Source organism: Microbacterium sp. NPDC077663 (assembly GCF_044542795.1).
GTDB lineage: Bacteria > Actinomycetota > Actinomycetes > Actinomycetales > Microbacteriaceae > Microbacterium.
Window position 1 is genome coordinate 614,621 of sequence record NZ_JBITVE010000002.1, and the last position, 24,198, is coordinate 638,818.

22 protein-coding genes are annotated in these 24,198 nt (G+C 69.3%); 5 read left to right on the top strand and 17 right to left on the bottom strand.

Going from position 1 to position 24,198, the window contains the following annotated elements:
- The first annotated feature begins 5 nt into the window (after positions 1 to 5).
- Complete coding sequence (locus ACIGEP_RS10505; RefSeq protein WP_396661566.1) at positions 6 to 1,124, top strand: hypothetical protein; 1,119 nt, start codon at positions 6 to 8, stop codon at positions 1,122 to 1,124.
- Between the two features lie 30 nt (positions 1,125 to 1,154).
- On the opposite strand, the gene ACIGEP_RS10510 is transcribed toward ACIGEP_RS10505, so the two are convergent.
- Both ACIGEP_RS10510 and ACIGEP_RS10515 read right to left on the bottom strand, forming a co-directional pair.
- Entirely contained in the window at positions 1,155 to 1,901 is a 747-nt protein-coding gene (locus ACIGEP_RS10510) for a 3-hydroxybutyrate dehydrogenase (protein ID WP_396661567.1), read from the bottom strand.
- On the bottom strand, positions 1,898 to 3,280 hold the full coding sequence (locus ACIGEP_RS10515; RefSeq protein WP_396661568.1) for an MFS transporter: 1,383 nt from the start codon (positions 3,278 to 3,280) through the stop codon (positions 1,898 to 1,900). Before ACIGEP_RS10515 ends, ACIGEP_RS10510 begins: the two co-directional genes overlap by 4 nt.
- Before the next feature lie 144 nt (positions 3,281 to 3,424).
- Between ACIGEP_RS10515 and ACIGEP_RS10520 the strand changes: the two genes are divergently transcribed.
- Positions 3,425 to 4,336 (top strand): LysR family transcriptional regulator, encoded by a 912-nt coding sequence (locus ACIGEP_RS10520; RefSeq protein ID WP_396661569.1) that lies wholly within the window; start codon positions 3,425 to 3,427, stop codon positions 4,334 to 4,336.
- A 10-nt stretch (positions 4,337 to 4,346) separates the two neighbouring features.
- On the opposite strand, the gene ACIGEP_RS10525 is transcribed toward ACIGEP_RS10520, so the two are convergent.
- The 12 genes from ACIGEP_RS10525 to ACIGEP_RS10580 all read right to left on the bottom strand — a co-directional run bounded on the left by ACIGEP_RS10525 (position 4,347) and on the right by ACIGEP_RS10580 (position 17,632).
- Positions 4,347 to 5,687 carry a DUF6716 putative glycosyltransferase gene (locus ACIGEP_RS10525; protein WP_396661570.1) on the bottom strand — a complete coding sequence of 447 codons (1,341 nt, stop codon included), beginning with the start codon at positions 5,685 to 5,687 and terminating at the stop codon, positions 4,347 to 4,349.
- Positions 5,684 to 6,556: an N-acetylneuraminate synthase family protein gene (locus tag ACIGEP_RS10530; protein ID WP_396661571.1), complete on the bottom strand. Its 873-nt coding sequence runs from the start codon at positions 6,554 to 6,556 to the stop codon at positions 5,684 to 5,686. Before ACIGEP_RS10530 ends, ACIGEP_RS10525 begins: the two co-directional genes overlap by 4 nt.
- 104 nt (positions 6,557 to 6,660) lie before the next feature.
- Entirely contained in the window at positions 6,661 to 7,830 is a 1,170-nt protein-coding gene (locus ACIGEP_RS10535) for a cytidylyltransferase domain-containing protein (RefSeq protein ID WP_396661572.1), read from the bottom strand.
- Entirely contained in the window at positions 7,827 to 9,179 is a 1,353-nt protein-coding gene (locus ACIGEP_RS10540; protein ID WP_396661573.1) for a polysialyltransferase family glycosyltransferase, read from the bottom strand. The genes ACIGEP_RS10535 and ACIGEP_RS10540 overlap by 4 nt, the downstream gene beginning before the upstream one ends.
- Entirely contained in the window at positions 9,176 to 10,153 is a 978-nt protein-coding gene (locus ACIGEP_RS10545) for a glycosyltransferase family 2 protein (protein ID WP_396661574.1), read from the bottom strand. Before ACIGEP_RS10545 ends, ACIGEP_RS10540 begins: the two co-directional genes overlap by 4 nt.
- A 75-nt stretch (positions 10,154 to 10,228) precedes the next feature.
- The gene (locus ACIGEP_RS10550) at positions 10,229 to 11,095 is read right to left on the bottom strand and encodes a fumarylacetoacetate hydrolase family protein (RefSeq protein ID WP_396661575.1); all 867 of its coding nucleotides are present in this window, start codon (positions 11,093 to 11,095) and stop codon (positions 10,229 to 10,231) included.
- A gap of 54 nt (positions 11,096 to 11,149) precedes the next feature.
- Entirely contained in the window at positions 11,150 to 11,812 is a 663-nt protein-coding gene (locus tag ACIGEP_RS10555; protein ID WP_396661576.1) for an SDR family NAD(P)-dependent oxidoreductase, read from the bottom strand.
- An 8-nt stretch (positions 11,813 to 11,820) separates the two neighbouring features.
- Positions 11,821 to 13,713: an alpha-galactosidase gene (locus ACIGEP_RS10560; RefSeq protein ID WP_396661577.1), complete on the bottom strand. Its 1,893-nt coding sequence runs from the start codon at positions 13,711 to 13,713 to the stop codon at positions 11,821 to 11,823.
- Positions 13,710 to 14,549 (bottom strand): carbohydrate ABC transporter permease, encoded by an 840-nt coding sequence (locus ACIGEP_RS10565; RefSeq protein ID WP_396661578.1) that lies wholly within the window; start codon positions 14,547 to 14,549, stop codon positions 13,710 to 13,712. The genes ACIGEP_RS10560 and ACIGEP_RS10565 overlap by 4 nt, the downstream gene beginning before the upstream one ends.
- Positions 14,549 to 15,481 (bottom strand): carbohydrate ABC transporter permease, encoded by a 933-nt coding sequence (locus ACIGEP_RS10570; RefSeq protein WP_396661579.1) that lies wholly within the window; start codon positions 15,479 to 15,481, stop codon positions 14,549 to 14,551. The genes ACIGEP_RS10565 and ACIGEP_RS10570 overlap by 1 nt, the downstream gene beginning before the upstream one ends.
- Entirely contained in the window at positions 15,481 to 16,803 is a 1,323-nt protein-coding gene (locus tag ACIGEP_RS10575; RefSeq protein WP_396661580.1) for an extracellular solute-binding protein, read from the bottom strand. Before ACIGEP_RS10575 ends, ACIGEP_RS10570 begins: the two co-directional genes overlap by 1 nt.
- Positions 16,804 to 16,873: 70 nt before the next feature.
- Positions 16,874 to 17,632, bottom strand: a complete 759-nt coding sequence (locus ACIGEP_RS10580; RefSeq protein ID WP_396661581.1) for an SDR family NAD(P)-dependent oxidoreductase — start codon at positions 17,630 to 17,632, stop codon at positions 16,874 to 16,876.
- Between the two features lie 656 nt (positions 17,633 to 18,288).
- On the opposite strand from ACIGEP_RS10580, the gene ACIGEP_RS10585 reads away from it, so the two are divergent.
- The 3 genes from ACIGEP_RS10585 to ACIGEP_RS10595 are packed head-to-tail and all read left to right on the top strand — an operon-like array spanning position 18,289 to position 20,730.
- Positions 18,289 to 18,789 (top strand): hypothetical protein, encoded by a 501-nt coding sequence (locus ACIGEP_RS10585; protein ID WP_396661582.1) that lies wholly within the window; start codon positions 18,289 to 18,291, stop codon positions 18,787 to 18,789.
- Positions 18,790 to 18,811: 22 nt separating this feature from the next.
- Complete coding sequence (locus tag ACIGEP_RS10590) at positions 18,812 to 19,972, top strand: mandelate racemase/muconate lactonizing enzyme family protein (RefSeq protein WP_396661982.1); 1,161 nt, start codon at positions 18,812 to 18,814, stop codon at positions 19,970 to 19,972.
- A gap of 17 nt (positions 19,973 to 19,989) precedes the next feature.
- Positions 19,990 to 20,730 carry a FadR/GntR family transcriptional regulator gene (locus ACIGEP_RS10595; protein WP_396661583.1) on the top strand — a complete coding sequence of 247 codons (741 nt, stop codon included), beginning with the start codon at positions 19,990 to 19,992 and terminating at the stop codon, positions 20,728 to 20,730.
- Positions 20,731 to 20,762: 32 nt separating this feature from the next.
- Here the strand turns inward: ACIGEP_RS10595 and ACIGEP_RS10600 are convergent, their stop codons facing one another.
- The 3 genes from ACIGEP_RS10600 to ACIGEP_RS10610 all read right to left on the bottom strand — a co-directional run bounded on the left by ACIGEP_RS10600 (position 20,763) and on the right by ACIGEP_RS10610 (position 24,180).
- Entirely contained in the window at positions 20,763 to 21,149 is a 387-nt protein-coding gene (locus ACIGEP_RS10600; protein WP_396661584.1) for a DUF779 domain-containing protein, read from the bottom strand.
- A gap of 10 nt (positions 21,150 to 21,159) precedes the next feature.
- Positions 21,160 to 22,710, bottom strand: a complete 1,551-nt coding sequence (locus ACIGEP_RS10605) for an aldehyde dehydrogenase family protein (protein ID WP_396661585.1) — start codon at positions 22,708 to 22,710, stop codon at positions 21,160 to 21,162.
- Between the two features lie 156 nt (positions 22,711 to 22,866).
- On the bottom strand, positions 22,867 to 24,180 hold the full coding sequence (locus ACIGEP_RS10610; RefSeq protein WP_396661586.1) for a GAF domain-containing protein: 1,314 nt from the start codon (positions 24,178 to 24,180) through the stop codon (positions 22,867 to 22,869).
- Between the last annotated feature and the right edge of the window lie 18 nt (positions 24,181 to 24,198).

Consider the following 24,198-nt stretch of genomic DNA (forward strand, 5'->3'; position numbering starts at 1 on the left):
AACCGATGAGCACGTCGACGTTCGACCCGACCCCGCTCACCGAGCCGGTGGACCGCGCCGCCGTCGCCGCGCACCGCACCGAGCTGCGGGCCGCCGGTCGGCTGCCCTCCGGCGGCAACGTCGTGGGCATCGTCATCGCCGTCGTGGTGTTCCTGTTCGTCGGCTTCTTCGTCGTGACCGTGTTCGCCACGGTGCTCGGTTCGTTCGTCGGCGGATCGAACCGCAACCCCCTCGCGGTCGGCTTCGTCGTCGTGGTGGCGATCTTCGCGATCGGGATCGTGGCGCTCATCGGCCGCGGGCTGAAGGGATCGCACGAGCGGATCTACCGCCTCGAGCGGTTTGCGCGGGCGAACGGACTGACCTGGTTCGCCCAGGCATCCGCCCCGCCGCTGCCGGGCATGATCTTCTCGCACGGCCACTCGCGCCGATCGAGCGACATCCTGCGCGGCGAACGCCCCCGGTTCGTCGAGTTCGCGAACTATCGCTACACGACGGGGTCGGGCAAGAACCAGACCACGCACCGGTGGGGATACGTCGCGATCCGCCTCGCGACACCGCTGCCGCACATCGTCCTCGACGCGACCGGCAACAACGCCCTGTTCGGCTCGAACCTGCCGCAGGCATTCGACAAGGACCAGCGGCTCAGCCTCGAGGGCGACTTCGACGAGCACTTCGCCCTCTACTGCCCGCAGGGGTACGAGCAGGACGCGCTCTACCTCTTCACGCCCGACATCATGGCCCGGTTCATCGACCACGCCGCACAGCTCGACGTCGAGATCGTCGACGACTGGCTGTTCCTCTACGCCAAGCGCGACCTGTCGACCCTCGACCCGAACACGTGGGCGTGGCTGTTCTCGGTCGTCGGCGCCCTGCTCGACAAGCTCGCGCAGTGGGAGCGGTGGCGCGACGACCGGCTGACGCAGCCCGCCCTGGTGCCCGGAGCGACGGCGGACTCGCTGCCGTTCACGCCGCCGCTCGGGACACTCCGCCCGCCGCCCGGTGTCGCACCGCAGGGACGCCGTCTCAAGGGGGGTGTCTCGTGGCCCGCGATCATCATCGGCGGTCTCTTCGTGCTCGGCGTGTTCGCGATGCAGAGCGGGCTGCTCGACGCGATCTTCCGCTGAGCGGGAGCGCGGATCCTCTCCGCGCACGGGTCAGCGCGCCGACCAGCCGCCGTCCATCGTGTAGCTCGCGCCGCTGACCATGCCGGCATCCGGCCCCGCGAGCCACACCGCGAGGGCGGCGACCTCCTCCGGCTCGACGAGACGCTTGACCGCGGCCTCGGCCAGCAGCACCTGCGACAGCACCTCGTCCTCGCCGATGCCGTGCAGCTTCGCCTGGTCGGCGATCTGCTTCTCGACCAGCGGCGAGCGCACGTAGCCGGGGTTGATGCAGTTGCTCGTCACACCGTGCGCGCCGCCCTCGAGCGCCGTCGCCTTCGACAGTCCCTCGAGGCCGTGCTTGGCCGCGACGTAAGCGGACTTGTACGGGGATGCCACGAGTCCGTGCACGCTCGACATGTTCAGGATGCGGCCGAACCCGCGCTCGTACATGGCGGGAAGCGCCGCGCGGATGAGCAGGAACGGCGCCTCGAGCATGAGCCGCATCATGAACGAGAAGCGCTCGGGCTCGAACTCCTCGATCGGGCGGACGTGCTGGATGCCGGCGTTGTTGACGAGGATGTCGACGTCCAGCCGCAGGTCGGCGAGGGCGGCCGTGTCGCTCAGGTCCACGGCCCACGCCTCGCCGCCGACGGCGCCAGCGACCCGCTGCGCGCCGTCGGCGTCGACGTCAGCGACCGTCACCCGGGCACCCGCGGCGGCGAGCGCCGAGGCGCACGCCGCCCCGATGCCGCTCGCGCCACCCGTGACGAGTGCGGTCCGGCCGGTGAGGTCGGTCATGCGCGCTCCTTCTCGCGGAGCAGTTCGGCCGTGCGAGCGGCATCCGCGTCGTCGATCGCCTGCAGCGAGGCGCCCTTCGTCTCGCGCATCAGGACGATGGTGGTGCCGGTGATGACGCAGGCGATCGCGATGTAGATCGAGACCGGGGTCCACGAGCCGAAGTCCCGCAGCCACTGGGTCGCCAGGATCGGGGCGAGCGAGCCGGCGGCGATCGCCGTGACCTGCGCGCCGAGCGAGACGCCGGAGTAGCGCATGCGGGTCGGGAACAGCTCGGCCATGATCGCCGGCTGCGGCGCGTAGAGGAACGCGTGGAACGTGAGTCCGACGGTCACCGCGAGCACGATGAGGACGGGGTTGAGCGTGTCGAACAGCGGGAAGGCGAAGAACGCCCACGTCGCGCTGAGGATCGCGCCGGTCAGGGCCACGGGCCGCCGCCCGAAACGGTCGGCGAGACGGCCCACCTGCGGGATGACGAGGAAGTGCACGACGTGCGCGATGAGAAGCGCGAGCAGCAGCTGGCTCGTGTCGTACTCGTGCACGGTCTTCAGGTAGACGATCGAGAAGCTCACGACGATGTAGTAGACGATGTTCTCCGCGAAGCGGACGCCCATGGCCTGCAGCACGCCGACCGGGTAACGGCGGAGCACCTCGACGACGCCGTACGAGACGGCCTTCTCGGCCTCGACCTGCGCCTTGGCCTCGAGGAAGATCGGGGCCTCCTCCACGTGGCGACGGATGTAGAAGCCGACGAGGACGATGACAGCGGACAGCCAGAACGCGATGCGCCAGCCCCAGCCGAGGAAGTCCTCGGAGCTCAGCACCCACGACGTGATGAGCAGGACGAGCGTCGCGAGCAGGTTGCCGACGGGCACTGCGGCCTGCGGCCAGCTCGACCAGAACGCCCGTGAGCGGTTCGGGCTCTGCTCGGCGACGAGGAGCACCGCGCCGCCCCACTCGCCGCCGACGGCGAAGCCCTGCAGGAAGCGCAGCGCCACCAGCAGCGCGGGCGCCCAGTAGCCGATTTCGACGAAGCCGGGGAGGCACCCCATCAGGAAGGTCGCGACACCGACGATGATGATCGTCGCCTGCAGCGTGGGCTTGCGGCCGAAGCGGTCGCCGATCTGACCGAAGACGATGCCGCCGAGGGGCCGCGCGATGAAGCCGACGGCGTAGGTGACGAATGCGGCGATGATCCCGTCGAGCGACGAGCCGGTCTGCGGGAAGAAGTAGGTGCCGAAGACGAGGCTGGCGGCGGTGGCGTAGAGGAAGAATTCGTACCACTCGACGACGGTGCCGGCCATCGAGGCGGCGACGACGCGGCGCAGGCCGGACGGGGTGGCGGATGCCGCGGGGTCGGCGGCGCGGGTGGGGGCTGACATGGTCTCTCCGATCGATGTCGTCGATGACATCCGGGGTGGTCTGCTCTGACTCGGGACGCGGTGGCGTCCGCCCCACAGTCTGCGGACAGGACGCGATGACGATCAATGCCCAGTCCTGCACCCGCGATGTGCAGAATTGCACACATGGATGCCCGTGGCCGCCTCCGCGCCGACGACCTGCTCGTCTTGCTCGCCGTCGCGCGGTCGGGGCGGTACACGACCGCGGCGAGCGCCCTCGGCGTCGACCACACCACCGTCGCGCGACGCATCGCCGCCCTCGAGGACGCCGTGGGCGGGCGCCTCGTCGCGCAGAGCGGCGGCGGTTGGGAGCTCACGGCGCTGGGGCGGCAGGCGGTCGACACGGCCGGGCGCATCGAGTCCGCCTTGACGCAGCTCGCCGGCGCCGGCGAGGATCACGACCCGATCGCCGGCGTCGTGCGGATGTCGGCGACCGACGGCTTCAGCGCCTTCATCGCCGCCCCGGCCGTCGCGCGGCTGCGCCGCCGGCATCCTCGCCTCAGCATCGAGATCGTGACGGCCACCCGTCGTGCCGCCGCGCATCGACCCGGCCTCGACATCGAGGTCGTCGTCGGCGCCCCGCAGTCCCGGCGCGCGCAGGGGGTCGAGCTCGGCGCGTACACGCTCGGGATGTACGCCTCGCGCGACTACCTGGATCGGGAGGGGATGCCGCGCGACGCCGCCGAGCTCATGCGGCATCCGCTCGTCTACTTCGTCGACGCGATCCTGCAGGTCGACGCTCTCGACCTGCCGCGGCGGCTCGTGCCCGAGATGCGGGACGGACTGAGCTCGACGAACGTGTTCGTGCACGTCGAGGCGACGCGGGCGGGCGCGGGCATCGGGCTGCTGCCGAGCTTCGTGGCGGACCGGCACGACGACCTCGTGCGCCTGCTGCCCGACCGGTTCGACGAGCGGCTGCCGTACTGGATGATCGTGCGGCCCGAGTCGCTGCGGATCCCCGCGGTCGCCGCCCTCGCCGAGGCGCTGCGCGAGGAGACCGCCGCGGCCGCCGACATGCTCGCCGGCCGCGCGGGCTGATCCGCGCGCGTCAGTCGATCGCGACGAGCGCGGCGCGGCGCGGCCGGACGATGGGGTCCTGATAGCGCGCCGGCGTGACGGTGATGTCGGTCTGGTCGTCGAACCAGGTGCCGCTCCCGCGGCGGCCGAGCACCGTGCGGGCCGTGAGGATGCCCCACACGAGCGGCGCCCCGACGGCGAGCGCGACGGCGCCCGTGAGCGAGCGGTCCTCGCGGCCGAGCACCGCCTTGCGCTGCCACGCCTCGTGCAGCGCGCCGCCGCGTGCGGTCGGCACGAACCGCGGCGGCAGGAGACCGCGGCGGCGCAGCGCGACGAGCTGCTCGACGTCGTCCCACCAGGTCGACTGTTCCGGGTCGTGGAAGTAGTTGTCGGCGAGCCACTGCGCGTGCGGGTGGCGGAACCGGCGGGCGATGACGTCCTCCGCGGTGCCCTGGACGCCACTGCCGTTGAACACCGTGTTGAGGTGCGTCTTGGTGACCCCGAAGGTGTCGAGGGCGATCACCGGGACCCCCATGGCCATGGCCTCGATCGCCGCGGTCGAACTGACGGTGACCAGGCCCTCGGCGTGCGCGAGGGCCTGCGCCATCGGCTCGTGCGAGAAGACGAGGTTGTCGGGACGGTCCCGCAGCAGCTCGGTGAGCTCGGTGCGCTCGTAGTGGGTCTCTGTCTCGCCGAGCTCGGGGCGCGAGCGCAGCTTGACGACGACTCGGCGAGAAGGATCGGCGAGTGCCGCCCTGCGCAGGATGTCCGCGATCGCGGCCCGGTCGGCGGGTTCGCGCGGGACGATCGCCTGCGCGGCGAAGACGAGGTCGGTGCCGCCCTGCGACCGGCGGGCGGGTCGCGCGAAGGGCAGAGTCGCCAGGCCCAGGCGAAGTTCGATGCCGAGCCGCTGGGCGAGATGGCGGAACGCCCGCCGCTCGCGCTGGGAGTGCACGACCATCAGGTCGCAGTGCTTGCGGTACATCGCCGCGCCCCGCTGGGCGGGGATCGAGATGCCCGGCAGGCCCGAGACGACGACCGGCCGCGGCGCGACCCGGTCGATCTGGCGCATCACCAGCCGCACGAACGGCCCGCGCCCACCGATGACCACGACGTCAGGGCGGTCCTTCGCGAGCCAGGCCGCGATGTCGTCGCAGTCCACGCGGGTGACCGCCTCGGGACGGATGCCGGTGCCCGCCAGCGCCGCGTGCTCCTGCGCCACACTCACCGTGAGCGGGGTGCGCACGAGCAGCAGATGGGGGTCCACCGACGGCGCGGAGTCGATGAGCGCCGCCGACCACTTCACGAAGGAGTCGGCGTCGGCGATCGCGACGACGCGCAGGCGTCCCGGACGGTCACCGCGCATGGTCATGCCGGGACGCGGCGCAGCTTCGCCATGGGGGCCAGCTCACCGTCGTAGATGCGCTTCACACCGTCGCCGAGAGCGGTCTCGATGACACGGATGTCGCGGACGAGGTGCTCGAGACCGGTCGGCTCGAGCGAGGCGGCGTGGTCGGAGCCCCACATGGTGCGGTCGAGCGTGATGTGACGCTCGACGGCGACGGCGCCCAGGGCGACGGCGGCGAGGGAGATCTGCAGGCCGCGCTCGTGGCCGGAGTACCCGACGGGGATGCCGGCGTAGCGGTCGCGGAGCGAGGCGATCATCTTGATGTTCGCCTCCTCGGGCTCCATCGGGTACGTCGACGTCGCGTGCATGAGAACCGTGCGGTCGGTGCCGAGGACCTCGAGCGCGCGGTCGATCTGCTCGATCGTCGACATGCCGGTCGAGAGGATGATGGGCTTGCCCGTGGCCCGCAGCGCCTCGAGCAGCTCGAGGTCGGTGAGGCTCGCCGAGGCGACCTTGTGGGCGACGACGCCGAGGTCTTCGAGGAAGTCGACGCTGGGGACGTCCCACGGCGAGGCGAACCAGTCGAGGCCGCGCATCGTGGCGTGGTCGCCGATCTCGATGTACTGGTCGCGGTCGAACTCGACGCGGTAGCGGTACTCGAGGTAGGTCATCGTGCCCCACGGGGTCTCGCGGAGGGTGTCGCGCATGTGCGCGGGCGTCGCGATCTCGGGGGTGCGCTTCTGGAACTTGACCGCGTTCGCGCCGGCGTCGGCGGCGACGTCGATCAGTCGCTTGGCGAGCTCGACGTCGCCGTTGTGGTTGAGGCCGATCTCGGCGATGACGTACACGGGGTGTCCGCCGCCGAGCACGTGGTTTCCGATGGTCACCGTCATGGCGAGTCCTTTCGTCGTTGCTGTCCTCAGCGTGGGTTCCGACCGTGAATGACGGATGAACCCCGGGTGGCGAGGACCGGACGACTGGCTGTCGGGTGCGTGCGTCAGCGTGCGGCGAGCACGCGATCGGCCAGTTCGCGGACGGCGCCGGCCCCGCCGGTCCGCATCAGCACGAGGCGTGCGGCGGCGAGCACCTCGGGATGGGCGTCGGCGACGGCGACCGGCCAGCCGACGAGCGCCATCGCGGGCAGGTCGTTCACGTCGTTGCCGAGGTAGGCGGTCTCGGCGAGGTCGACGCCGCGCTCGGCGGCCCACTGCCGCAGCACGCTCGCCTTGTCGTCGACGCCGTGGATGACCTCGACCCGCAGCTTCTCGGCGCGGGCCCGGACGACGGCGTTCTGCTCGGTGGACAGGATGAGCACAGGGACGCCCGCGCGCCGCAGGAGGGCGACCCCCATGCCGTCGGAGCGACTCACCCGCACGTGCTCGGTGCCGGCGGCATCCACCCATGCGGTGTCGTCGGTGTGGACACCGTCGAAATCCGTCACGACGACCCGGGCTGCGAGGGGCGCGGACGGCTCGAGCAGGTGCGCGAGGGCCTGGGCGGTGCGCAGTTGTGCCGGGTCGTCGATCTCGATCGCGGTCTCTTCGGGGACCTCCACGATCTCGGTGCGTCCGAAGAAGCGGTGCCGGGCGGCGCGGAATCCGTCGGTCGTGAAGACGTAGAAGGCACCGGTCTCGACGTAGTGCGGATCCCGGTCCTGTCGGCGCGGCCGGTGCGCCGCATCGTGACCGAGAGCGGATGCCGCGCCGTCGGCATCCCTGCGCCAGACGAACTCGTAAGTCTCGCGCGCCGAGAAGGCGCTGTCGGCGCGGCCGTCGCGCACGAGTGTCACCGCGTCCGCGAGGGCGTCGGCGGGGATGAAGGGGCTCGTCGCCTGCAGGAAGGCGGTGACGCGCGGCGTGACGCCGGCGGCGGCGAGCGCGTCGAGCGCGTGGAGGAGCGCACTCTCGGAACTGGCCTGATCGCCGGAGATCTCGGCCGGCCGGTCGACGACGCGCGCCCCGGCGGCCCGTGCGGCGTCGGCGATGGCGCCGTCGTCGGTCGACACGACGACGAGGTCGATCGCACCGGAGGCGAGCGCGGCCCGCACCGCACGCGCAACGAGCGGGATGCCGCCGACGCGGGCCACGTTTTTGCCCGGCACGCCCTTGGACCCGCCGCGGGCGGGGATGATCGCGGCCGTCTCGATGGTGCTCCGTGTCACGGTCATCCTCCTCGCAGGGCCTTCCACGCGCGCTTGCTGCGTCGCTGCGCGCCGCGGAGCGCGAGCTGCACCTCGGTGATCCGGCTCGCGCCGTCCCGCGGGCCGAGGACGCGCGTGAGCCGTCCCGGCGTGCTCCCGCCGGGGAGCCCGAGCGACGTGAGCCGGGTGCGGGCGAAGTAGCGGTGGCGTTCGGCGGCCGTCGCGGCGCCGAGGAACTCCTCGGCGCGCGGGCGCAGGTGCGCGGTGATCACCGGCTGCATGGCGTAGCCGACGGCGTCGACGAGCAGCTGCATCCGCTCGTCCCGGTACGGACTGTCGGTGCGGGTGAGTGCGTCGATGATCGTCACCGGGATGCGGTTGCCGTTCTCGAACGGGGTGAGCCGCTGCAGCAGCAGTTCGGTGCCGACGGCGGCGATCGGCAGGCCGGTGAGCGCCTGCAGGGTCGGCAACGCGGTCGAGAAGCCCGCGACCGCGCCGACGAACGGAGCGCGAAGGGCGAGGACCTCGGCGGGCGTGCCACCGCGGAAGACGGTGAACGCGACGCCACGCGAGGCGGCGTGCGCGGCGAGGTCGTCGATGAGGGCGGGTGCGGACGACGGATGCGGCTTGAAGACGATCGCCCCGGGGCGCCACTCGAGCGCGCGGTCGATCATCTCGCCCTGCATCCGCAGTTCTTCGTCGGGGGAGATGAGTTTCAGTGCCGAGAGGTACTGGCCGAGGATCAGCGCCGGGCGGTCGAGCCCCTCGAGCGCAGCAATCGCCGGGTCGTCGGTCGCCGCGGCGACCTCCGCCACGACGGCGCGCAGGGCTGCGGGCGTCACCGACGTCCGGGCGGCGTCGGGGAACAGGAGCGGCTCGACCCCCGGCACCGTGTCGGCGTACACGACCGCGGTGACACGACCGGCGACGGTGTGCGGCCAGCGGTTGCGGATGGGTGAGTAGGTCATGAGGCCGTCGCCGACGATCACGACGTCGGCGCCTGCGAACACGTCCATGAACACCCGTGACGGCGCGACCTGCGGGCTCTGCAGGAACAGCTCCACGTCCGCGTCGCCGATGCCCCACGCCTGGCGCAGCAGACGCTCCAGCACGGGGCCCTCGTTTGCGGTCACCCGCCAGTGCGGCGGTCGCTCCGGCGCGAGCAGCTCGTTCAGATCCACGACCCGATCGAACCTTGCGCGTAGCGTGGCGAGCTCGGGAGCGTCCACGATGCCGGGTGCGGCCTCGGGGATGATGGCCGCGTTCACGGCGATCAGGATGCGTCCCGACGGGGATGCCGGAATCGCACCGGCATCCATCGCGGCGACCGCCGTCATGAGGCCGTATGCGGAGTTGAGGACGAAGATCTGCGTCATGCGCTGCGCACCTCGCGCACCAGGCGCGCAAGGATGCGGCGACGGCGATCCGACAGCCGCGACAGCGCCGGGTCTATCTGCTCGGCCGGGATCGCGCGCAGCAGGTCGCGGATACCGGTGCGCAGCGCCGTGCGGTCGGCCGTGGACATCGCCCGGGCGCGGAAGAGGTGGTACGCGCAGACCGACATGGTCGTGGTCGCGATCTTGGGGAGGAACCGGTCGGCCTCGTGGTCGTCCTCGACGACGCGGATCGCCTCGGCGAAGGCCGGGAGGAAGTCGAGCTGGCGCCGATCGAGCACCTGCGTCAGCGACGTGGTGACGCCGCGGCGGTAGAGGATCGCGGGGGCGTCGACGACGGCGAACGACTCCGCCCGCAGGTGCAGGCGCCAGATCCACGGGCGGTCCTCCGCCGTGAACAGGCCCGGTTCGAAGTGCGCGAGTCCCCGGTCGAGCACCCGGCGGTGGAACATGCCTGCCCAGGCATAGGGGTAGTCGACCATCGTGGTCTCATCGGCCGGCAGGATCGCGTCGCGCGGTGACACGACCCGCCCGCGAGGGCCGTGCGGGGCCCGCATCAGGCGGCGACGGCCGTCGGTGTCGGTGACGTGGTCGGTGCGGACGAAGTCGCATTCCAGTCTGCGCATCGAGTCCACGAGGCTCTCGAGACGGTCGGGGTGCATCCAGTCGTCACCGTCGACGAAGCAGAAGAAGTCGGTGTCGACGAGGTCGAGCCCCTGGTTGCGGGCCGCGGCGAGACCGACGGGCTGGGGGTTCGAGAGGATCTCGACGTGCGGCATCTCGCGCGCGAAGTGCTGCACCTGCGCACGGGTGTCGTCGGTCGAGCCGTCGTCGATGACCACGAGGCGGAGCCTGCTGGGGTCCTCGAACTGGCGGCCCAGGGTCGTGACGGTCGTGCCGATGTACGGACCGGCGTCTTTCGCCGGCAGGATGACGGTCACGATCGGGGAGGACACGCCGCGATCCAAACAAGCGGGCGTGACCGGAAGGTGGCCTCCGGGTGAACGGTCGCTGTCGCGCTCAGGCGAGCGTCAGGGTGAGTCGCGCCCGACGACCAACTGGCGCTGAACGCCGAGTCCGTCGATCGCGAGCTCCATCACATCTCCCTCGCGGAGATACTCCGGCGGCGTCATGCCCATCCCCACGCCCGGCGGCGTCCCCGTGTTGATCAGGTCCCCCGGTTCGAGCGCGAGGAACTGGCTGATGTATCGGACGATGGTCACCGGGTCGAAGATCATCGTCGCGGTCGACCCCGCCTGCCGGTTGACACCGTTGACGTTCAGATGCATGCCGAGGTCGAGGACATCCGGGATCTCGTCGGCCGTCACCAACCACGGCCCGGTGGGATTGAAGGTAGGGGCGGACTTGCCTTTGAGCCACTGACCTCCACGCTCGAGTTGGAAGGCCCGCTCGCTGACGTCGTTGACGAGCACGTACCCGGCGATAGCCGCCTCTGATTCGAGATCCGAGTCAAGCTCATAGGCCCGCGCACCGATGACGATTCCGAGTTCGACCTCCCAATCGAGCTTCGTAGCCCCCCGCGGCATGCGGACGTCGTCGTTCGGGCCGACGAGCGTATTGGGGGACTTGGTGAAGAGGATCGGCTCGGTCGGCACGTCCTGCCCGGTTTCGCGGGCGTGATCCGAGTAGTTGAGGCCGACGCAGATGATCTGATGCGGACGCGCGATCGGTGCTCCGATGCGTTTGGTCGGCTCGACATGGCGCGCGTGCGCCGAGCCCGTTTCGGTGAGGAACTCCCGCACGCGCGCGATGCCCCCGTTCCGGAAGAAGACGGCATCGATGTCGTCGGCGAGATCGCCGAGTTCGACCACGCGACCGTCGCTGAGGAGCGCAGCCGGTCGTTCGAGACCCGGTTCGCCGAGGCGGAGAAGCTTCATGGGATCCTTCCTGAAGGAGAGGCGGCCGACGCATCATCGTCCACCGTCATACGCTCAGTACGTGGCGCGGCCGCCCGAGATGTCATAGACGGCCCCCGTCGAGAAGGAGACGCGATCCGACGCGAGCCACGCGATCAGTTCGGCGACCTCGTCCGCCCGCCCGACCCGCCCCATTGGGATGAGGCTCGTGATGTGGGCCAACACGTCGGGAGACGTCTCCGCATTCATGGGCGTCGCGATCACGGCCGGCGCGATGGAGTTGACGAGGACTCCGGTGCGTGCGAGTTCCTTGCCCGCCGACTTCGTGAGTGCGATCACGGCGGCTTTGCTCGCCGAGTACGCCGATAGGCCAGGGTTGCCGTCCTTGCCCGCCATGCTCGCGATGTTCACGACGCGCCCCCACCCGCGCTCGACCATGCCGGGGATGAAGGCCCGCATGGTCGCGACCGTTCCGAGCACATTCACGCCCAGCACGCGCTGCCAGTCTGCAGCGGTCGTCTCGAGGAGCGGCACATTCGCGCCGACGATCCCTGCGGAGTTCACCAGCACATCAACGGCACCGACGGATGTCGATGCTGCGGCGACCGCGGCATCGTCGGCGACGTCGACGACGACGTCGGCCGAAGACTGCAGGTCGAACGTGATGACGTCCGCCCCCTCAGCTCGCAGCCGCTCCGCGGCGGCATACCCGAGGCCGCTGCATCCTCCCGTCACCACGACCCTTCTCACTGATCGACCCACGTGCCTTCTGCCCTCTCGTTTCGCTCGACGGCCAGCCACAGCCACGACGCACCCCGGCGCGCGAAGCCCCGCATGAGGTCGCCCCCCGTGGCGATGAACGGAACCTCGTCGTCCGCCAACGGGCTGACCTCGTAGACCGTGTTCTCGTTCAGACCGTCGAGTCGGAGCGTCACCGGTTCTGCGAGGCCGTCCAACGCGAAAGCAGCGAGCAGATGGCCGTGAGAGGAGTCCAGTTGGAAGGCCGGCTGGCGGCATCCGCCTCCGCCGCGGAGGGGCTGCGGCGTCGTCGATCGGAGCACGCCGTCCACCAGCAGCGGGGCGATGTGTGACCGGAAGGCGGCGATGTGACAGGCGACCCGACGCCTCAGCGGCTCCGAGAGTGTGGTCAGGCGCATCGACAAACCCGTTCGGTGCAGCATCGCTGCGCGCAGAGACCTGTCGAAGTCCCGCGGTTCGATGCTGTCGAGATCTCGCCGCTGCGCAGGGTGATCGCCGCGCCATTGCGACCACGCCCAGTGGAGGAGCGCCGCGGGCGGCAGCATGAGTGACGCGCCCCACAGCACCTGCAGGTGATGTTCGGTCCAGTCGGGGTCGGACAGGAAGTGGCAGTGCACGTGGCGCGCGATGCCGACATCGAGTCGAAGACCTCCCGACGAGCAGGACTCGAGGATGACCTCCGGGTGCCGCTCCCGGAAGTCGTCGAGGACGGCGTAAAGGCCCTCATAGTGGCGGAACAGCCCATCTCCGGCTCCATGGCCGTGGTCCTCGCGGTCGCACCCGCTGCCGGGGTCGACGTTGAAGTCCAGTTTCACCCAGCGCGCACCGGTGCGTTGGACGAGGTCGTCCAGGGCGTCCGCCGCGAAGCGGCGCCCGTCCGGGCTTCCCAGACAGACGTACCCCAGGAATCCCGGGTCGCGTGGATCGACCGACACGGTGATCCGGGGAGCGTCGTCAGGTCGCGAACGGGTCGCGGCGATCTCGGGACGCTCCCGGCGCGCACGGGCCTCGGCGCCCAATGCCTCCGCCTCTATCCAGATGCCGAACTCGACGCCCGTCCGGCGAACGTCGTCGGACAGTCGATCGATCCCACCGGGGAAGCGCGCGGCGTTCTCGAGATCCCAGTCGCCACGCTCGGCTTGCCAATCCGCCGCAGGGCTGCTGCTGCCGAACCAACCGGCGTCGAGCGTTGCGACCTCGACGCCCAAGCTGGCCGCGAGGGTCGCCTCCGCGAGGAAGTGATCGGCGTCGATGTCGCGATCCTCGTAGGGCCACCAGTGATTCCACTCGGTGGGCATCGCGTCGCTCCAGGTCGTGCGCGGGATGAGGGAGCCGACAGCGCGAGTGAGTGCGCTCCCCGCCGCGGCCAGAGTCGGCCCCACCGAGACCAAGACGTTGGGCGCCGTCACCGTCTCGCCCACGGCGACGTCGATGAAGAAGTCATCGGGCGAGACCCCTGCCCGCAGCACCCCCTCCTCGTCGATCGCGATGCGCCAGTTTCCGCTCCACGCGACCGTGACGATCATGACCCCTGCCGCGCACTCGAGAATGAGCAGGGGGTGCGAGCCATGCGAGGATCGTCCCGCGCGCACAGCGATGCGCAATCCTTCGACCCGCTCGTGGAAGACCGGTTCGAACTCGGCGCCCCATGCCGCGGAGAAGGAACGGGCTGTCCAGTCGTGCGGTTCGAGTCGCACCACCAGGGCGTCGAGCTGCGAAACGCGGACAGTCTCAGCTGACAGGCCGGTCCGCCGCAACGTCATCTCCCAGGCATCACCGGTCCGAGCCCACGCTCGTTCATCCGAGACCCCGGGCTGCCCGGCGATGGCGGCATCGCTGGCCAGCAGGACGCCGGCGAGATCCACCCCGCGTGCCGTCATCGGCCGAAACTCGCAGCGAGCCCGCTCATGACATAGCGCGACGCAAAGGCGAGCAGGAGCATCGGGAACAACGCGGTGACGATGAGCCCGGCCGAGACGAGCGGCTGATCGCTCGTGAAGCGTCCGCCGATCTGGGCGAGCGCGGGTGTCAGCAGGCGCAGGTCGTTGTCGGGCAAGAGGATGTATGCGAAGAGGAGCTCGTTCCACATACCGAGGAACTGCAAGACGGCGAGAGTGGCGATGCCCGGGGCGGCCATGGGCGAGGCCACACTCAGCAGCGTGCGCCAGAACCCGGCGCCGTCGACGGTCGCGGCCTCGAGAACGTTCTGGTCGACACCGGAGAACGCGGCCGTCATGAAGAACACGGCGAAAGGGAGACCGGTCGCCACATAGACCAGGATGAGCCCTTGGAGCGACCCGACCATTCCTATGCGAGACAACAAGAGGTAGATCGGGATGATGAGCACCTGGCTGGGAATGAGCATCACGGAGACGAAAGTCGCGTTGATCGCACGGGCCCCCGGGACGTCCAGCCTCGCCAGCGCGTAGCCGGCGAGCATGGCGATCCCGAGCTGGAGCGTCAAACCGATGATGACGACGACGACGCTGTTGCGGAGGGCGATACCGAGGTCGTAGTTGTTCCACAGCACGATGAAGTTCTGGAACGTCCACTCCGAAGGCAGGCCGAAGGGGTTGGCGAGGTAGTCGGCCTTCGTGCGGAACGCTGCGGTGGCCAGGTAGACGACCGGGTAGACGATCGTCAGGGCGATGAGGACCAGCCCGACGCCGATCGGCAGTCGCGCTCGTCGCGGAACCCCCACATGATTGGTTGTCATCAGTCGTCCACCGATCGGAAGAAGCGCAGCTGCAGCAGGGTCAGCGTGCCGATGAAGAGGAACACCAGGACGGCGAGCGCTGACCCCTCCCCAAGCCTCGAGGACGAGAAGGCCAGGCTGTAGATCAGGTAGTCGAGGGTCGTCGTGTCGTAGCCGGGGCCCCCCGCGGTCATCACGAAGATGAAGCCGAACAGGGACGTGAAGGTGTACAGCACGTTCAGGATCGAGACGAGCACCACCACCCGGCGGATGTTCGGCAATGTGATCGACCACAGCCGGCGCCACCACCCTGCGCCGTCCAGCACCGCCGCCTCGAACACCTCCGGGTTGATCGAGCTCAGCCCGCTCAACAGGATCAGCGACTGATACCCGAAACCAGACCAGACCAGCGCGAGCACGATCACGAAGATCGCGCTGCCCGCGCCCGCGAAGAAGTCGACCGGCTCCCCGCCGAACACCTCGATGATCGCGTTGACCGGACCGCTGTAGGCGAACAAGGTCTTGAACATCAGGCCGATGACGGCCGTCGACAGGACATTCGGCACAAAAAAGAGCACTCGGTAGAACTTCCATCCCCGGACGCGTTCGTAGAGCAGCACCGAGCACACGAGAGCGGCGAAGATCACGATCGGCACCGACACGAGGAAAAGGAGGTTCGTGCCGAACACCTTGTAGAGGAGCGGATCGGTCAGCAGCTTGGCGTAGTTGCCGAGGCCGACGAACTCGAAGCGCAGTCCATTCGTCTTGTGAACGGAGATGAAAAGGGCGTAACCGACGGGGTACACCATGAATCCGAGCGCCAGCACCAGTGCGGGGGCGACCGCGGCGAGCGCGATCCAGCGCTCACGGCGGCGCCACCTGCTCTTCCCCCGGGGGGATGGGGTGCCCGCGCGGGATACGGTGCGCGCGGACACCCCTACCGAGACCGTCATCAGCCAGCGGTCTCGGCTTCATACGCCTCCTGAAGCTGCGACACAGCATCTTCGGGCGTGGTCTGGCCGGTGTAGACGGTCGCGTTCAGTCGGTAGAACAGGTCGATGACCGACTGGGGCATCACGTTATCGAACGGGTAGACGACGGCGTCGGATGTCGAAACATACTCCGCCTCGGACTTCAGGTAGTAGTTGGTGATGACGGACGTGTCCGCAGAGGCGCTGTTGGACGGTTCGGTCTGGAAGAGCTCCACGTACATGTCGATCGTGGCGGGTTCAGCGAGGTACTGCAGGAACTGCTCGGCCAGGTCCTTGTGCTCGGAGTAGTTCGTGATGGACACCGACACATTCGGCCCCCCCGCGAGAGCGCTCGGGTACGCCGAGCCGGCGAGAGTCGGGATCGGGAAGACACCGGCGTCCTCGCCCATCGCCTCCTCGAGGGCCCCGTTCTCCCAAGCGCCCGAGACCATGAACAGTCCCTTGCCCTGCACGAAGCCAGTGAGCTGCTCCGAGTTACCGATCGAACCGGCGTCCGGATTGGTGAGGCCCAGGGAGTAGAGCTTCGAGTACGCCTCGTAGGCCTTCACCATCGCGGGGTCCGTAAGCGGTGTGTCGCCGTTGTACATGTCGGTGAACGCGCTCGAGCCCAGCTCGCCGCCCACCAGGGCTGCCATGACCCACGCGCCGACGTAGCCCTCCTGGTTCGGGGTCCAGAACGGCACCGCATCGCCGATCTTGCCCTTCGCCTGCTCGCCGAGAGCGATCATGTCCTCCCACGTCGTCGGGGGCGTCGACATGTCGATGCCCGCCTGCTCGGCAAGAGCCTTGTTGTAGAAGACGTAGAAGTACGATCCGCCGCCGTACGGCAGTCCGAGAAGGGCGCCGTCGTCCGCGTACCCTGCTCGCACGGTGTTCCATCCCGACAGGTCGCTCATCGTCTCATCCGAGAAGACACCGTCGAGATCCTGCAGGAAGTCCGCGTAGTCGACGGTGTTACCGCCGGTGTACCCGATGCGGACGTCGGGCCCGTTGCCTGCGATCGATGCCGCCTGGAACTGGGCGGCATCCTTCGAGATGTCGCCCGAGAGCGTCACGACGTCCACTGTGACGCCGGGATTGTCCTTCTCGAATTGATCGACGGCGATGTCGAGGAAGGAATTGTCGGCCACCGCACCGTCGTTGGTCTTCTTCGTCAACAGGCCGGGATCCCAGACGGTGAGGGTGGTCGAGTCGTCGGCGCCTTCGCCGCCGGGCGCGCATGCGGCCAGTCCCAAGGCGAGGGTGCCCGCCGCGACCACCGCACCGATTCGCTGGAGCTTCATGTCGTTTCCTTTCCGAGTGATTGCCGTGCAGGGTGAGAAGTTGATCGATCAAATTTTTCGACGCACCACATCAGAGTGCCGCCGATAGTCCGCCGTCCACGGTGAGCACCGAGCCGGTCATGTAGGTGTTCTCCGGCGCGAGGAGCAGCGCGATGACCGCGGCGACCTCGGCCGCCGTGCCGGGTCGGCGCAACGGAATTCCCGCGTGCCGCACGAAGACGGATTGGAACCACTCGGTCTCGTACTCCGTTCGTCCGTCCGCGAGGCGCGCCATCGGGGTGTCGACGAACCCCGGGGATACGGAGTTCACGAGGATGCCGTGTGCCGCGAGATCGACGGCGAGCGCGCGCGTCGCGGCGTGCAGCCCTCCCTTGCTCGCCGCATATCCGACGGAGGAGCGGGCCGCCCGTTCGGCTTGCACGGAGCCGACGTGCACCACGCGGCCCGGGTCCGCGTGCCGAAGCAGGGGGACCAGTTCGAGCGTGAGCCTCACCGCTGCAAGGAGATTGATGTCGAGAATCCGCTCGAGGTCGTCACCGTCTTGCGCACCGCTGTCGCCGGGAGCGATGCCGGACGCGGTGACCAACGCATCCAGACGACCGGTTTCGAGCTCGATCCGCTCGCGAACGGACGACGGAACCGCCGGATCGGCGAGGTCCATCGCGAGCCCGGTGGCATTCGGGAGTTCCGCCTCCAGCGCGCTCAGGGCATCTTCCTGACGGTCGACCAGGAAGAGATGGTCACCACGCGCCGCGAGTGCGCGCGCCGTGGCCGCTCCGATACCGCCGGCAGCGCCGGCGATCAGCACGGTGCGGTGGGAGGGCGACATCGGGCATCCTTGCGTCGAGGTGTATTGATCCTACCTAAAGCGGTCGAGTATCCGCCAGGCCCAAGTTAGTGGCATTTTTCCGTAGCGCAAACAGATTTCAGATAATACCTTTGGGTTCACGAACGGAAGGGTGGCGAGTCGTGGAGCAGGTCGATGTCGCGTGGGATCGCGGGGCTGCCTCTATGGTGTCCACGGCGGCCATGCTCACGCGCGCCTCCTTCCTGATCGGATCCCGCAGGATCGCTCCGTTCGCGCGCGCCCCTTGGAAACCCGATGACGACGACCTTCGGACGCAGCCCGGTCATGTCCGCGTGCTCGGCGGCGACTTTGTCGCCCTCCCATTCGGGTCGGCGCCCGTCCCCCCGAAGGCACCCTGCGCGTGGCGCGGATCCCGTGATCGAGGCGCAGCCGGCGCAGACGCACCGAGCCCACCGCACGGCGAGCCCGCAGACCGAGACTGGCGCCTGCGCTCTCTGGGACCCGCGAGCCTCGAAGCGGAGCTTGAGCTCGCCGCGGGAGGCGTGAAGCGATTACGCCGACGTGTCACCGGCGTCCCCGGGCGCGCCCGAATCGAGTTCGAACTCGACATCGAGCCGCGGAGCACGCACCGGACTTCCATCGGACTGCACCCCATCCTTGCCCTACCCCGACGCGGGATGGCCCGGATCGAGGTTGGCTTCTCCTGGGGTCGTGTCTGGCCGGTGCGACTGCATCCAGATGCGCGACCGCTCCCCGACGCCGTGTTCACCGCCCTGGACTCTGTTCCCGCCCCGAGGGGTCGAGTCGATCTGAGCCTGCTGCCCCCGGCGCATCCGACCGAGGAGGTCGTGCAGCTCGTCGACGCCCGCTCGCCCGCGCTCATCCGACATGCCGACGGCACCGTGGTCGCCATCGAGTGGGACGACGACGTCCTCTCGTCACTCCTCCTCTGGATCTCCGACCGCGGCATCCCGAATCCGCCGTGGAACCACCGCTACCGCGGACTGGGTGTCGAACCCGTGGCATCCGCCTTCGACTTCCCGCTGGCGACGTCACTCGCCGACAACCCGCTATCCGACGCGGGCGCTCGCACGTGGATCACCCTCGAGGCCGGCAGAACTCTCCGCGTTCGTCACGCGGTGGAAGTGATGAGAAAGGACCGTCGTGCACATCGATAGTGTCGACTTCTTCTACGCGAGCATGCCCGAGGTGACCCTCGAGGCAGACGGTAGCCAAGATGCGCTGCTGGTTCGGGTGCGTGCCGGTGACGCAGAGGGCTGGGGGGAATGCGAGTCTTCACCGCTGACGTCGATAGCCGCCTTCGTCGCCCCACGATCGCACGGCGTGTGCCGGCCGGTCTCGGACTCCGTTCTAGGAGAACGACTCGACGGTCCAGACGATATTCGGCGGATCGCGAGGCAGGTCGCGCGCAACAGCATGGACCTGCTGCAGGCGCCCCACACCTTCTCGGGCATCGAGATCGCACTCTGGGATCTTCTCGGACGCGCGCGGGACGAGCCGGTGTGGCGGATGCTGGGTGGCCGGACGGCTCACGGCAAGCTGCCCTACGCTTCGGTCCTGTTCGGTGACACCCCCGACGAGACGATCGCTCGCGGACGTGAGGTCGTTGCGCGCGGCTTTCGGGCTGTGAAGTTCGGGTGGGGTCCGTTCGGCCACGGCACGGCCGCCGCCGATGCCGATCAACTCCACGCGGCGCGCGAGGCCATCGGCTCCGACCACGCGTTGATGGTGGATGCCGGCCAGGTGTGGGAGAACGACGTCGACGCGGCCAGCGAACGCATGGGCGCCCTCAACGACGTCGGCGCCCTCTGGCTCGAAGAGCCGTTCGGGGCGTCTGAGTTCGATGCCTACCGGACCTTGGCAGCGCGCTCCGGATCGGTCCGACTCGCCGGGGGGGAAGGGGCGCATGAGGAAGCGATGGCGCGCAACCTCCTCCGGCACGCAGACATCGGCTACATCCAGATCGATACCGGAAGGGTGGGCGGCATCGGTCCATCCGCGCGCATCGCCGAGATCGCTCAGCACGCCGGTGTCACCTACGTGAACCACACGTTCACCTCGCATCTCGCACTGTCCGCCTCCTTGCAGGCGTACGCCGCTATGCCGGATCACCTGATCTGCGAATACCCTGCCGAACCGAAGCAGCTCGCCGTCGATCTCACGACGAGCCACTTGCACCTCGATGCAGACGGGCTCGTCCACCCGCCCGACGCGCCGGGTCTCGGAATCACGGTGGACCTCGAAGCCCTTTCGCCGTATCTGCGCTCGGTGGTCATCACGGTCGACGGAGAAAGCCTGTACTCTAGCGCGCAGCCCGACAGCAGCGCGGGCTCGTCATGACGAGCGGTCGGAGGCATGTGAGCGGGACGACTGCAGAGGGCGGCTCCGGCTATTCGCTCCGCGGACGTCAGGGTCACGTCATCGAAGCCCTCGGACGCGCGATCGTCGGCGGAACCTACGCGCCCGGAGAACTGCTCCCGCGTGAAGCGGAACTGACGGACGAGTATGGAGTCAGCCGCACATCCGTCCGCGAGGCGATGAAGGTGCTCGCCGCGAAAGGTCTCGTCGACATCCGCCCCAAAGTGGGGACCCGAGTGCGTCCGCGAGAGCTGTGGAGCAGCTTCGATTCCGACCTGCTCATGTGGACTCACGCCGAGGGGATGGCGACGGAGCTCATGAGGGATCTCGTGGAACTCCGACAGATCGTGGAGCCCAACGCGGCTCGGCTCGCCGCGAGTCGATCGACGATGCACGACTTGGGACGAATCGAACGGGCCGCTGTCGGTCTCGCCGAGGCGGCTGACGACCACGCGGCCTATACGGAACACGATGTGGAGTTCCACCTCGCGGTCTACGCCGCGTCGCACAATACGTTCCTCTCCCGGTTCGGGACGCTCGTCGCCGACTTCATGAAGCTCTCTTTCGACCTCCAACAGGAGGCGACGGCCCTCTCACTGGAGGAGGATGCCGCCCGTCACCTCGCCGTCCTCGAGGCGATCACCCGCGGGGACAGCGAAGGGGCGAGCGAGCGGATGCTGCAGGTCGTGCTCGACGGGAAGCTTGCACTCATCGCCGCGCTGCGCGACCAGGAGATCTGACACCCGCAAGTGCGCGGGAGAACAGATCGAACTCAGGCGATCCCGAAGGCCGCGACCTCCTCGTCGGTCAGCATCCGCGACCGGATGAGGAACCGCATCCCGGTCGGCCCCTCGACCGAGAACCCCGCACCGCGTCCGGGGACGACGTCGATCGTGAGGTGCGTGTACTTCCAGTACTCGAACTGGGATGCCGACATGTAGACCTCGATCGGATCGTCGAGACCCGCGTCGATCTCGCCGAGCCTCACGTCGCCGGACCCGGTGAGGAACATGCCGACCGGGTAGCACATGGGACTGCTGCCGTCGCAGCATCCGCCCGACTGATGGAACATCAGCGGACCGTGTTGCGCGGTGAGGGTGCGCAGCAGGGCCGCCGCCTCGTCGGAGACGGCGACCCTGCTGTAGGTGGTGTCGGTCATGGGTGGCGGCTCAGAAGAAGCCCATCGCGCCTTCGGCGTACGACACGAGGAGGTTCTTCGTCTGCTGGTAGTGGTCCAGCATCCGGAGGTGGTTCTCGCGTCCGATGCCGGACTGCTTGTACCCGCCGAACGCAGCGTGTGCGGGGTATTGGTGGTACGTGTTCGTCCACACGCGGCCCGCCTCTATCGCCCGACCGGCGCGGTAGGCGATGTCGCCCGAGCGGCTCCAGACGCCGGCACCGAGACCGTAGAGGGTGTCGTTGGCGATCGAGATCGCGTCGTCGAAGTCGTCGAAGCTCGTGACCGACAGCACGGGACCGAAGATCTCCTCCTGGAAGATGCGCATGTCGTTCGTGCCCTCGAACACCGTCGGAGCGACGTAGTAGCCGCCGCTCAGGTCGCCGCCCAGGTCGACCCGCTCACCGCCGGTGAGCAGCTTCGCACCGCCCTGCTTTCCGATGTCGATGTAGCTGAGGATCTTCTCGAGCTGGTCGTTCGAGGCCTGCGCGCCGATCATCGTGGCCGGGTCGAGCGGATTGCCCTGCACGACCTTCGACACCCGCTCCAGCCCGTCCGCGAGGAACGAGTCGTAGATCGAGCGCTGGATCAGCGAGCGCGACGGGCAGGTGCAGACCTCGCCCTGGTTGAGGGCGAAGAGGGTGAACCCCTCGAGCGCCTTGTCGTAGTAGGCGTCGTCGGTCGAGCGGGCGACATCCTCGAAGAACAGGTTCGGGCTCTTGCCGCCGAGTTCCAGGGTCACCGGTATGAGGTTCTGCGACGCGTACTGCATGATGAGTCGCCCGGTCGTGGTCTCGCCGGTGAACGCGATCTTGCGGATGCGCTTGTGCGAGGCGAGCGGCGCCCCGGCCTCGATGCCGAACCCGTTGACGATGTTGACGACACCGGCAGGCAGCAGATCGCCGATGATCTCGAAGAGGAACAGGATGGACGCCGGGGTCTGCTCGGCGGGCTTGAGCACGACGCAGTTGCCCGCGGCGAGGGCGGGGGCGAGCTTCCAGGTCGCCATCAGGATCGGGAAGTTCCACGGGATGATCTGACCGACCACGCCCAGCGGCTCGTGGAAGTGGTAGGCGACCGTGTCGTCGTCGAGCTGGCTGAGCGTGCCCTCCTGGGCGCGGAGGACGCCCGCGAAGTAGCGGAAGTGGTCGACGGCGAGCGGGATGTCGGCGGCGAGGGTCTCGCGGACGGGCTTGCCGTTCTCCCACGTCTCGGCGACGGCGATCTTCTCGAGGTTCTCCTCGATGCGGTCGGCGATCTTGTTGAGGATGACGGCGCGTTCGGCGGGTGTCGTCTTCTTCCACGAGGCGAAGGCCTTCCACGCGACGTCGACCGCACGGTCGATGTCCTCGACGGTGCCGCGGCCCACCTCGCAGAAGGGCTTGCCGGTGACGGGGGTGATGTTCTCGAAGTACTGGCCCTTGACGGGGTCGACGAACTCGCCGCCGATGTAGTGGCCGTAGCGTGCCCGGTACTCCGCGACCGCTCCCCGCTGGCCGGGTGCGGCGTAGACGCTCGAGACGCCCTCTTCGACGATGGTCATGCTGTCTCCTTCGACGGACATGGATGCGGCGACGTCGCCGCGGATCGGATGCCGGGCACGCTACGCCGCGCAACGTTGCATCCGGTTGCGAGGACGCCCGCCGACGGCCACCCCTGCGCGACCGCGGCGAACACGGCCACCGGCAGGGCCGGGGCCTCAGGCGCCGAGCGCCTCGAGGCGCGCGACGAGCCCAGCGCGGCGCGGTGAGCGCGCGGGCAGCATGCGCAGGCACAAGCGCAGCACCTCGGCATCCTCGCCGCCGTCCGCGGTGTCGGCGTAGGCCAGCAGCGCCTCGATCCCCGCTTCGCCGACCATCGTCTCGCGCAGGGTCGCCCGCACCGAGGCCCGGAGCTCCTCGACGCCCGGAGCGACCGAGTCCGGCAGCACGGGACCGGTGTAGGCGGCGAGCGCGACCCGGTGCGCGCCGCGGTCCAGCAGCGAGACGACGTGCTGCACGTCGGTTTCGAGCTCGGCCGGCAGCCGGTACGGCCGCGACAACGGCACGAGGTGCGGCGCGTGCATCTCGAGCACCTTCCGCAGCCGCACCATCTCGGGGCGCAGCGTCTCGACGGCGGGCTCCCCGTAGACGAGGTCGGCGAGCGCCTCGGCCGACAGGCCCTCGCGGTGGCGGGCGAGCATGAGCAGGATCTCGGCGTGCCGTGCGCTGAGCTCGACGACGGATGCCGCCGCATCCCCCTCCGTCTCGAGCAGGGCCCGGTCGCGCCCCAGCACCCGCAGGGTCGCGTGCCGCACAGCTGTCGGGCGCGACGGGCGGCGGCGGGGGGACTCGGCGCGGGAGCGCAGCCGGCCGACCAGCAGCTCGCCCTCGATCGCGCGTGCCGTCGCGTCGACGAGCAGCTGCGCCTGCGGGGTGACGGCCTCGCTGCCGCCGGTCACGTCGATGACCCCGAGCAGCCGCCGCGTCTCGGGGTCGTGGACGGGCGCGGCGGTGCACGACCAGGGCTGCACGAAGCGGTTGAAGTGCTCCGCCTGCCGGATCTGCACCGCCCGGTCGAGCGCGAGAGCCGTGCCCGGCGCCGAAGTGCCGACGGATGCCTCGGCCCAGTCCGCGCCCGCGACGAATCCCATGTCGCCGGTCAGCGTCCGCACCCCGCGGTCGCCCTCGACCCACAGCAGACGTCCTGACGCATCCCCGACCGCGACGATGACACCCGACTCCTCGGGCGACCCCGGCAGCAGGAGCGACCGGACCATCTCCATGACCCCCGCAAGCGGGTGCGCACGGCGATAGGCCTCGAGCTCGTCGGCGGTCATGTCCAGGCGTGGGAGGCCCTCGGCCGCGGCATCCGAGGCGAGCGATCGGCGCCACGACTCGCGCACCAGCGGACGCACGTCCTCGAGCCGCGGGTCGCCGGCGTTACCGGCGAGGAGCTCCTCGTGCGCACGCTCGATCAGCAGGCGCGAGGTGGCGGGCGCGACCTCGACCCGGGCGGACCACGGCGAGCTCATGGGGCTCCGATCATCGGC